General features: G+C 64.7%; 1 protein-coding gene (only partly in view). It reads right to left on the reverse strand.

Annotation, left to right across the window (positions count from 1 at the left end; all coding sequences use genetic code 11):
• Window positions 1-12,165, reverse strand: the 3' portion of a protein-coding gene (locus tag MRY17_RS14865; protein ID WP_243352386.1) for a non-ribosomal peptide synthetase. Its footprint extends 2,307 nt past the window's final position; the window shows 12,165 of its 14,472 coding nt (coding positions 2,308-14,472); the start codon falls outside the window, past its right edge — the gene reads right to left on this strand; the stop codon is at window positions 1-3.

The following is a 12,165-nucleotide window of genomic DNA, read 5'->3' on the forward strand; positions in this document are numbered from 1 at the left end:
TCAAGACACCACCTCCCCAACCCCGACACCCTCAACCCACCACCTGGCCAACGCCAACACATTCGGCGCCTTGAGCAAAGTGAAGTGATTGCCCCCGCCATACCAAACCTGCAACCCACGCCCCTGACCCCGCCACCCCTCGATCATCAACCCCTGCTCACGCTGATTGCCCGCCGCATCCAGCGCCGGGTCCCGCGCCAGCACCAGGCGCACCACCCCGTCGTACCGCGCCTGCGGCCGATACACCGTACGCAACGCCGCCGCATAAGTTCGCGCCGGGCCGACCATCGCATCCCCGGCAGACCGCGCCGGCAACAACCCAACCCCGACCATCCCGGCATGCAACGCCTGGCGCTGCGCCACCTCATCGCTCGCGGCGAAATCCAACGGGTCAATGCCCAGGGACTTCCCGGCCGCCAACTGCATCGCCTCGATCAACCGCAACAGCGCCGCCGTCGAGGTATACGGCCGCCCCACCACGCCATTGCCCCCCGGCGACTCACTGTCGATCACCGTCAACGACGCCACCTGACGCCCCATCGCCTGCAGGCGCACCGCCATTTCCAGCGCGACCCAGCCGCCAAACGAATGCCCGACCAGGTGCACCGGCCCCGCCGGGCACTCCTGAATCAGCGCCGTCAGGTAACACTGCGCGGCCGCTTCCACCTGGCTGTGCGGCACCGCTTCACCGTCCAGCCCACGCGGCTGCAAGCCATACAACGGCCAGTCGCGCCCCAGCGCCTCGCTCAAGCCGACAAAGCCGGTCACGCTGTCGCCCGCCCCCGGTACACAGAACACCGGCGCATGCCCAGTCTTGCCGCCCTGGATACGCAGCAAGGGCTGATGCGCCGCTTCCATCACCGGTAAAGACTCAGCCAATGCTTGGGACATGGCCGCGCCCAGGCTGCGGATATGCGGCGCCTGCATCATGCTCTGGTGATTGCCGGGCACTTCAATCTGGCGCAATTGCCCGGATGCCAGCGCGTCCTCCCAGCCCAACGACTCACTGCGCCGCGACAGTTCGGTCGGCCGTTCCTGGGCGCTGAACAGATGCACCGGAATCGGCAGCGGGAACAGGCTGTAATGCGCCAGCGCATGCCCGTGCCCGACTTCCCGCTCGATGAAACTCATCAAGTCGGCGTCCGCGGCCGCCGCCATTTGCGGGTATAGCAAACCTTCATCGCGACAACATTGCAGCAGGCCCGCAAGGTCCAGCTGTTGAGTGTCTGCTTCCAGCTGCGCCAATCTCGCCACTTCATGCACGCCTCCTTGTACGGTCCAATGTGCCGTGCACTGCAGCAGCAAATGCTGCTTGAGCGCCTGCGGCCCTTCCCAGCGCGCCTTGCCCTGATCGGTCATGCGCGGCACGAAGGTGTCGATCAAGCCAAGGAACGCGACGGTTTCGTCCAGCCCCAACAGTTGCATGGCCACTTCATAGGCAAGCACCCCGCCGAACGACCATCCCGCCACACGATAGGGTCCGTGCGGCTGGATCTCGCGAATCAAACCGACCAGGCGCGCCGCCAAGCCCTCCATGGTGTTCAGGTGCGACTCGCCCAGCGCCAGGCCCGGCAGACCATAGATCGGGTAGTCACCCGGCAGGTGCTGACCCAGCGCCGGGAAATACACGTCCATGCCGCTGAACTCGTGCACCAGGAACAATGCCGGCTGGGCACCGCTGCTGCGCACGGTCACCACCGTGGTGCTGCGCGCGGCCTGCTCGTCACGCTCGCGCAACATTGAGGCCACGTTCGCCACGCTGACATGTTCAAAAAGCTCGGCCAGGCTGACCTGCAGACCCGCCTCCTCCATCAGGCCGACCAGGCGAATGGCAAGCAAGGAATGACCGCCCAGCTCGAAGAAACTGTCATCGCGGCCGACCTGCTCAAGCTTGAGCACGTCGGCCCATAGCTGAGCCAGCCTGTGCTCCACTGCATCGCGAGGCGGCTCGAACACGCGGCCAGCCAGGGTTTGCAGCGCTGGGACCGGCAAGGCTTTACGGTCGATCTTGCCATTGGCCGTCAGCGGTAACCGCTCCAGTGGCAAATAGGCTGACGGCACCATGTAGTCCGGGAGTTGCTCTTGCAGATGGGCACGCAGGCTGTCGATGCCAACCGGCTCTGCCGCCCAGGTGAAATAGGCCGCCAGGCGTTTGTCGCCCGGGGCGTCTTCACGGGCCAGCACCACCGCCTCCTGAATGGCGGCGTGGGTGGCCAGGCGTGCTTCAATCTCGCCCAGCTCGATACGAAAACCGCGAATTTTCACCTGGTCATCGTTGCGACCCACGCACTCCAGCAAGCCGTCCGCGTTCCAGCGACCCAGGTCGCCGGTGCGGTACATCAGGGCCTCGGGCTTGAAGGGGTCTTGCACAAACTGTTCGGCGCTCAATTGCGCACGATTCAAATACCCCAGGGCCACGCCGTCGCCACCGATGCAGATTTCACCGGTCACGCCCAATGGTACCGGCTGCAACTGCGCATCCAGCACATACACCTGAGTATTGGAAATCGGTCGACCGATCGGCACGCTGTCCGTGTGGTCGGCGAGTGCGCGCACTTCATGGGTGGTCGCGTAAGTGGTGGTTTCCGTCGGCCCGTAGCAATGCACAAGACGCAGTGCCGGTGCCCGCGCCAACAGACTGCGGAACGCTGCCGGATCAGCGCGCTCGCCGCCGCACAGGAGGATGCGCAACCCCGCCAGCGCATCGGGTATCAGTTGCACGTACTGATTGAACAGCGCCGTGGTGACGAACAGTATCGTCGCCCCCTCCAACGCAGCGCCAAACGCCACCGGATCGAGCAATATGGAATGATCGATGACCTGCACCTGCCCGCCGTTGAGCAAGGGCCCCCACACATCCATCGTGCTGGCGTCAAAGGCCGGGTTGGAGGCAAATGCCACACGATCACCCGCGTTGAAATCCGCATAGCCGTTGTTGATGACCAGCCGGGTGATGCCACGATGAGGCACCACTACGCCCTTCGGCGTGCCGGTCGACCCGGAGGTGTACATGAGGTAGGCCACGCTGTCCGACGATTGCGACAGGTCGGGGTTGTGGTCAGGTTGTGCATCGAGGGTCAGGGTATCGAGGTCCAGGCGTTGAGCCGGGTAATCAACGGCTATATCGCTGCGGGTCAACAGCCGCACCGCGCCGCTGTCCTGCAGCATGAAAGCCTGGCGCTCGGCAGGGGCGTTGATATCCAGCGGCACGTAGGCGGCGGCGCATTTCAACACGGCCAGTTGGCCGACTATCAAGTCCACGCCGCGTGGCAGCAGAATCGCCACACTGTCCCCGGCGCGCACGCCGAGCCCGAGCAGGTGATGGGCCAGGCGGTTGGCGCGAATGTTCAGGTCAAAGTAGCTCACGCGCTGTTCGCCATGCACCACTGCCAGCGCACTGGGACGAGCCCCGGCCTGGGCCTCGAACAGGCGTTGCACCGTATGTGCGCGGGGGAATTCGCGGGCGGTAGCGTTGAAGTCCTCGATCAATTGTCGACGTTCGTGAGCCGGCAGGATCGACACAGCGCTGATGGTGCTGTCGACGGTGTCCTCCAACGCCGTCACCATCTGCTCAAGCGCCGTGGCCAGGTAAGCGCAAAGGCGCCGCGCGCCCTGCCCCGCGGCGCTCAGGCTGAAACTGTCGCCCAGGTCATCCACGCTCATCGACAGGCCGTAGCTGGAGCGCTCTTCGCCCTCGAGCAAATAGATACCCTGCCATGCCTTTGCTGCATCGTCATTTGGCGCGCCGGGCACCTCGGCACTGTGACGATAGTTGAACAGCACGTTGAACAACGGCGTACCCGTCGGCACGCTGCTGCAACGTTGCGCCAGCGCCAGGGGCGCGTGTTCGTGCTTGAGCAACTGCGCCAGACGCGCGTGAGTGTCGCGCAGCGCACCCCGCACCGAGTGTTCACCCAGGTCGACGCGCAGCGGCAAGGTATTGATAAAGACCCCCATGGCCCGTTCGGCACCTTCGCCGCCCTGCAGGCGGCCCAGCATCACGGTGCCGAACACCACCGACTCGCGCACGGCCACCTTGCCCATGACCAGGGCCCAGGCCAGGTGCGTGACGCTGGCAGCGCTCACACCGGCCCGACGTGCCTGCGTACGCAGGCGCTGGCTCAGCGCATGATCGAGCAGGCTTTGCACCTGCTCAACCGGGCCCAGCTCGCACAGGCAGGTCGGCTCATCGACTTGGGCGAGCATGTCGCGAAAGAACGCCTCATGCTCTTCGTCGGTGATGCCCAGGCGGGTCTGGGCAACGTAATTGCGATACGGCACCGGTGCGCTCAGCGTATCGCCTTTGCCACTCAGGAATGCCTGCATGTCATGCTTGAGGATGCCCAGGGTCACGTGGTCCATCACCAAGTGATGAAACAGCAAAGTGGCCACCACGCGCTGCGGTTCCTCGGTGTAGACCAGGCGCATCACCGGTGCCTGAGCCAGGTCCAGGCGCTGCGGCAACGGCCCTTTCTCAACGCGCAGGGACGCCTCACGCCACACCACTTGCATCGGCTCTTGCAAGCCGTCCCAATGGAACGAGGAACGCAGGATGTCATGACGCCGGATCACCGCCTGCAATGCCTCGGCAAATGCGTGCAAGCGTGCCGTGCTGTCGAAGGCAAAGTGCGCCTGCAGCACATACACGTCGTCCTCCTGCACCGCGCGGTGGTGGTACAGAATTCCCTGCTGCAACGGGGCCAGCGGATAGATATCCTGCACATTCGCGGCCCCGCCGGGGATGGCGGCGACGAGACGGTCGATGGCCGGCTGATCCAGGCGCGCCAGCGTCAGCATGGACGGCGTGATGGCGTCGCAATCGGCGGCGATGCCATTGGCAGGTACGGATACTTCCCGGCTGCCGCCCAGGGTCGCCGCCAGGGCCGCCAACGTCGGCTGGCTGAACAGCACGTTCATGTCCGCCGACAACCCGAGGCGCCGCAGGCGCCCTACCAGGCTCACGGCCATCAATGAATGCCCGCCCAGCTCGAAGAAGTTATCCTGGCGCCCTATGCGCTCCACCCCCAGCAACTCGGCCCATACGCTGGCCAAGGCGATTTCGGTATCGCCCTCTGGCGCTTCGTAGTCGCGCACGCTCATTGACTCCACGCCCGGCGCAGGCAGTGCCTTGCGATCGAGCTTGCCGTTGGGGCTCAGCGGCAATGCGTCCAGGTGCACAAACACAGCCGGCACCATGAACGCCGGAAGCTGTTGCGCCACATGACTGCGCAGCGCATCGATGTCGCAAGCGTCGGCGGTGTAGTAAGCGATCAGGCGTTGCTCACGGGCCACCACCACCGCTTCGTTGACTGCGGGGTGCTCGGTCAGTCGCGCCTGGATTTCCCCCAGTTCGATGCGCAAGCCATGAATTTTCACCTGGTCGTCATTGCGTCCCAGGTATTGGAGCGTGCCGTCGGGCAGATAACGGCCGAGGTCACCGGTACGGTACAAGCGTCCCTCGGTAAACGGGTCATCGAGGAAGCGCTCGGCCGTCAGTTCAGGACGGTTCAAGTAGCCCCGCGCCACTTGTACGCCGCCAATGAACAACTCGCCCACCACGCCCAGGGGCACTGGCTGCATCTGCGTGTCCAGCACGTACATGCGGGTGTTGGCGATCGGTTTTCCGATGGGCGTGTTGTCCGGCACTTCGCAAGGTGAGCAGCACCACGCCGTCACATCCACCGCCGCTTCAGTCGGACCGTACAGGTTATACAGGTTGACGCCCGGCAGTTGTTGCTTGAAGCGCCGCACCAGGCTGCCTGGCAGCGCTTCACCGCTGCACATCACGCGTTGCAGGCCCGCTACCTGGCTGACATCGCCATAGGCAAGGAAGACATCGAGCATTGACGGCACAAAGTGCAGCGTCGTGATCGCTTCACCTTCGATGACCTCGCACAGGTAAGCGGGGTCCTTGTGACCGCCGGGACGCGCCATTACCAGCCGAGCACCGGTGGACAACGGCCAGAAGAATTCCCACACCGACACGTCAAAGCTGAACGGGGTTTTCTGCAGGACTGCGTCGTCGCAGGTCAGTCCGTATTCGTCCTGCATCCACAGCAGGCGGTTGACCACCCCGCCATGATCGTTGATCACCCCCTTGGGCTGCCCGGTGGAGCCTGAGGTGTAGATCACATAAGCGCTTGCACCGCGTACTGCGGGGTTGTCGTGCGGCTGGTGCTGCCAGCACGGCTGGTCCAGTTCAAGCACCGGCACCTCGCCCAGCAAACCACGCGTAGCGACCTGGGCGAGCACCACCTGCGGTGCACTGTCTTGCAGCATGTAGGCGATCCGCTCCTGGGGATATGCCGGATCCAGCGGTACATAGGCCGCGCCGGCCTTGAGCACCGCATACAGGGCGATAACCATGTCCAGGCCACGCTCTGCGCAGATGGCTACGCGGGCATCCGGCTGCACACCGAGCGCCAGCAGGTGATGAGCCAATTGGTTGGCCCGGCTATTGAGTTCGGCATAGGTCAATTGCTGCGTGCCGGCCTTGAGCGCAATCGCATCCGGCGTGCGTTCAACCTGCGCTTCGAACAGGCCATGCAGGGTCTGGTCGAGGTTGTAGTCGACTGCCGTAGCGTTGAAATCAACCAGCACCTGCTGACGCTCGCGCGCGCCCAGCAACGGCGCATGCTCCAGCACCGCCTGGTCGTCTTCGACCATCACCTGCAACAGACACATCAGGTAGCCGACGTAACGCTGCACTGTCGCCTCATCGAACAAGGCCACCGCGTATTCCAGAGTGCCCAGTATGCAGCCGTCGACTTCGCCCAGGCTCAATGCCAGATCGAACTTGGCAAAGTGACTATTCTCCACGATCGCTTCCAGCGTCAGGTCGCCGAGGGCCAGCGCCGGTGCACTGCTGTCCTGCCAGGTCAGCAGCACCTGGAATATCGGGCTATGGGCCAGGCTGCGCAGCGGCCGGAGGATCTCCACGACTTTTTCGAACGGCAGGTCCTGGTGAGACTGAGCGGCCAGTGTCACCGCCTTGACCCGCGCCAGCAGTGCCTCGGTGCTCAGCTCGCCGGAAGTGTCGATGCGCACGGCAAGGGTGTTGACGAACAAGCCAATCAGCCCCTCCACCTCACTGCGCGCACGGTTGGCTACCGGCGAGCCGATCACCAGGTCGTGCTGACCGGACAAGCGTGCAAGCAGTGACGCCCAGGCGCTCATCACTGTCATGTACAGCGTCACCTCGTGCCTCTGGCTCAACGCCTTGAGCCCGGCGGTCAGACGTTCATCCAGGCGCACCTGGACCGTATCGCCGGCATAGCTCTGCTGCGCCGGGCGGGGGCGATCGGTAGGCAGGGACAGCAACGGCGGCGCGCCAGCCAGGGTTTGCTGCCAATAAGCGCTTTGGCGGTTCAGGACCTCGCCACTCAGCCAGCGCCGTTGCCACACGGCAAAATCGGCGTACTGGATCGGCAGTGGCGGCAACGGGTCGGGCAGGCCATGACTGAAGGCCTGATACAGCGCCATCAGCTCCCGGGTGAGCACGCCCATGGACCATCCATCAGAAACGATATGGTGCAGGGTCAGCAACAGCACATGGTGATCGTCGGCCATTGCCACCAGGCGTCCACGTATCAGCGGACCCTGTTCCAGGTCGAACGGAGCCGAGGCTTCGCCGTGGATCAATGCGTCCAAGGCCTGCTGAGGCTGGGAGTGACGCCGCAGGTTCTGCAGTTGCAGCGGCAACACCTCTTCAGGCGGTGCAATCAGCACCCGGGCGTCGTCACCCTGCTGGGCAAAGCGGCTGCGCAGGGTTTCATGTCGCGCAACGATACGTGCCAAGGCGCGTTGCAGCGCCTGCACATGCAATTGCCCGCGCAGTCGCAAGCCGATGGGAATGTTATAGGCGGTATTGGCGCCTTCCATCAACGCCAGGAACCACAGACGTTGCTGGGCGAACGACAACGGGACGTGTTCTTCGCGACTGGCCGGCAGAATATCCGGCAAAGTGCTGCGACCGGACTGGGCCAGTACGGCGGCGACGGCGCTGAGTTCGGCATTGGCGAAAAAATCGCTCAGCAGCAGCTCTATGCCCAGGCGCTGACGCACCTGGGACACCATGCGCATGGCCAACAGCGAGTGACCGCCGAGCTCGAAAAAGTTGTCGCGCCGGCCTACTTGCGCCACCTGCAACACATCGGCCCAAATCTGCGCGAGCACGCTTTCAAGCTCACCCTCGGGCGCAATGTACTCACGGATAAACAGCGCCGACAGGTCCGGCTTTGGCAGGGCCTTGCGATCGAGCTTGCCGTTGGCCGTCAGCGGGAGCGCATCGAGCCGCACGTAAGCGGCCGGGACCATGTAGCCCGGCAGGCGCGCAACCAGGTGCGCACGGATATCACCGGCAGCCAAGGGGCTTGCCGACGGATGCGCGGTGAAATACGCCACCAGCCGCTCATCACATACCAGCACCACGACATCCTGGATACCCGGCAACTGGTTGAGTTGGGTTTCGATTTCACCCAGTTCGATGCGCACACCACGGATTTTCACCTGATCGTCGTTGCGCCCCAGGTACTCAAGGGTGCCGTCGGACAACCAACGCGCCAAGTCACCGGTACGGTACATGCGTCCCTCATTGAACGGGTCATGCAGGAAGCGTTCGGCGGTCAGTTCCGAGCGGTTCAGGTAACCGCGCGCCACGCCTTTGCCGCCGACATACAATTCTCCGGTCACCCCCAGCGGCACCGGGCGCTGCTGGTCGTCGAGCAGGTATACCGTGGCATTGGCGACAGGCTTGCCGATATGCAGCGGCCGGCCGACCTCGATCCGGCCGGAGGTGGCGACCACTGTGGCTTCGGTGGGCCCGTAGTTATTGACCAGTGCGTAACGCAGCGGGCGGGTGAACTGGCGCAAGCGGTCGCCACCGATCAGCAAGGTACGCAGCGTCGGATGTTCGATGTGCTGGCTGAAGGCGTACTCGGCGACCGGCGTCGGCAGGAAGCAAACGTCCAGCGGTTGCGCGCACCACCAGGCGAGCAGCGCGTCGACATCCTCGACGCCGTCATGGGCCGGTGGCAAGTGCAGGGTCGCGCCGACGCACAGCGCCGGCCAGACTTCCCAGGCCATCGCATCGAATCCGAAGCCGGCGACACTGGCCGTATGGCCCCCGGCACTCAGGTCGAAAGCACGACAGTGCCAGTCCACCAGATTCACCACGCTGTGGTGTTCCACCATCACACCTTTGGGCAAGCCGGTGGAGCCGGAGGTGTAAATCACATAGGCCAGATTGGACGCGCCGGCAGCAACTTCGGGATGAGGTTGCGTGGGAGCAAGCCAGTCAGCGCCATCCAGCTCGATTACCGGTACCTCAAGGGCCGGCAGCCTTGGCAGGAGCGCGCGGTGGGTCAGCACGGCCACGGGCGCGCAGTCGCTGAGCAGATAGGCCAGGCGCTCGGCGGGATGCGCGGGATCGACCGGTACATAACACGCGCCGGACTTGAGGATCCCCAGCAACCCGACCAGGGTGTCGAGGCCGCGCCGGGCGACGATGGCCACGCGGTCATCGGGCTTGATGCCCAGGCCGCGCAGGTGATTTGCCAGATGGCTGGCTTGCCTGTCGAGTTCGGCATAGGTCAGGTATTGCTCACCGGCCTTGGCCGCGATGGCATCGGGTGTGCGTTCGGCCTGAGCGGCGACAAGCCCGTGCACGGTAGGCTCGACGTTGCCGGGCATCGAGGTCGCATTGAAGTCCACCAGCACGCGCTGACGCTCAGGTTCCTCCATCAGCGGCACATGGGCCAGCACCGCTCGGTCGTCGGCGACCATGGCCTGCAACAGGCGGGTGAAGTAGCCGACGTAGCGCTGCACCGTCACCTCATCGAACAGCGCGACAGCGTATTGCAGCGCACCCCGGATCCTGCCCTGGTCTTCACCGAGGTCCAGGGTCAGCTCGAATTTGGCGAACAGGCTCTGCTGAGCCACCCCCTCAATCACCAGATCGCCCAAGGTCAGGGTGGGCACACTGGCGTCCTGCCAGGCCAGCAGTGTCTGAAACAGCGGCGTGTGGGCCAGGCTGCGCACAGGCTGGGTAATCTCCACCACCTGTTCGAACGGCAGATCCTGATGGGACTGGGCCGCCAGCGACACCGCCTTGACCCGTGCCAGCAGCGCTTCGGTGCTCGGTTCACCCGAGGTATCGATCCGCAGGGCCAGGGTATTGACGAACAGACCGATCAGCCCTTCCACTTCACTGCGCGTCCGGTTTGCCACCGGCGAGCCAATCACCAGGTCCTGCTGGCCGGACAACCGTGCCATCAGCGCTGCCCAGGCGCTCAACAGGGTCATGTAAAGCGTGACGCCATAGCGTTGACTCAAAGCCTTCAAGCCGGCGGTCAGGCGCTCGTCCACATGCACCTCGACGCTGCTGCCGGCGTAGTCCTGCTGCGCCGGACGTGGACGATCAGTGGGCAGAGTAAGCACGGCCGGCGCATCCGTCAGCACGCGCTGCCAGTAATCGCTCTGGCGATGCAGCACTTCACCGCTCAGCCACAAACGTTGCCAAATGGCGAAGTCACCGTACTGGATCGTCAACGGCGGCAGCGGGTCGGGCTGGCCGTGGACGAACGCCTGGTACAGCGCCATCAGCTCGCGGGTCAGCACGCCCATGGACCAGCCATCGGAAACAATGTGGTGCAAGGTCAGCAGCAGCACATGATGATCGTCGGCCATCATCACCAGGTGCCCGCGCAGCAGCGGGCCGCGCTCCAGGTCAAACGTCGCCGAGGCCTCGTGGCGGATCAGCGCGTCCAGGGCCTGTTGCGGCTCGGGCTGACGACGCAGGTCCTGCAATTGCAGCGGCATTTCTTCGTCGCCAGGCACGGTCAACACCTGAGTGTCATCGCCTGACCGGACAAAACGGCTGCGCAGCGTGTGATGGCGTCCGACGATACAGGCCAACGCCTTTTGCAGCGCCTGCACGTGCAATTGCCCACGCAGGGCCAGACCGATGGGAATGTTGTAGGCACTGTTGCCGCCGTCCATGTTGGCCAGAAACCACAGGCGCTGCTGGGCGAATGACAGCGGCACATCCTCGCCGCGATTGGCCGGCAGAATATCCGGCAAGGTGCTGCGACCCGCCTGGGCCAGCACTTGAGCGACCGCCGCCAGTTCGGCGTTGGCGAACAGGTCGCCCAGCACCAGCTCCACCCCCAGGCGCTGGCGCACCTGGGACACCATGCGCATGGCCAGCAGCGAATGCCCGCCCAGCTCAAAGAAGTGATCGCGCCGCCCGACCCGCTCCACCTGCAACACATCGGCCCAGATCTGCGCCAACACGCTTTCGATCTCGCCCAGCGGCGTCTCGTACTCGCGGCTGAATACCGCGGCCATATCGGGGGCCGGCAGAGCCTGGCGGTCGAGCTTGCCGTTGGCGGTCAAGGGCAGCGTGTCGAGCTTCATGAAAGCGACCGGCACCATATAGTCCGGCAGATGGGCCACCAGGTGCGCACGGATATCAGCGACGGCCAGCGCATCCAGTTGCGGGCTTTCGGTGAAATACGCCACCAACCGCTCCTCACGCACCAGCACCACCGCCTCCAGAATACCCGGCAGCTGGTTGAGCCGGGTCTCGATTTCCCCCAGTTCGATGCGCATGCCACGGATCTTCACCTGGTCATCGTTGCGCCCCAGGTACTCGAGATTGCCGTCGGGCAGCCAGCGCGCGAGGTCGCCGGTGCGGTACATGCGCCCGCTGCTGAACGGGTCGCGCAGGAAACGCTCGGCGGTCAGCTCCGGGCGGTTGAGGTAACCGCGGGCCACGCCCTTGCCGCCTACATACAGTTCGCCCGCCACCCCCAGCGGCACCGGGCGCAGCTGCTCGTCCAGCAGATACACCCTGGCATTGGCGATGGGTTTGCCGATATGCAACGGCTGGCCCGCCTCGACCTTGCCGGCGGTAGCGACCACCGTGGCTTCGGTGGGGCCGTAGTTGTTGATCAGCTCGAAGCGCTGCGCACGCCCGAACTGGCGCAGGCGGTCGCCGCCGATCAACAGCGTGCGCAGGGTCGGGTGCTCGATGTTCTGGCTGAAGGCGTACTCGGCCACCGGCGTCGGCAGGAAGCACACGTCCAGCGGCTGCGCGCACCACCAGGCAAGCAGCGCGTCGACATCCTCGGCGCCGTCGCGGGCCGGCGGCAGGTGCAAGGTGGC

Source organism: Pseudomonas orientalis (genome assembly GCF_022807995.1).
GTDB classification, from domain to species: Bacteria; Pseudomonadota; Gammaproteobacteria; order Pseudomonadales; family Pseudomonadaceae; genus Aquipseudomonas; species Aquipseudomonas orientalis_B.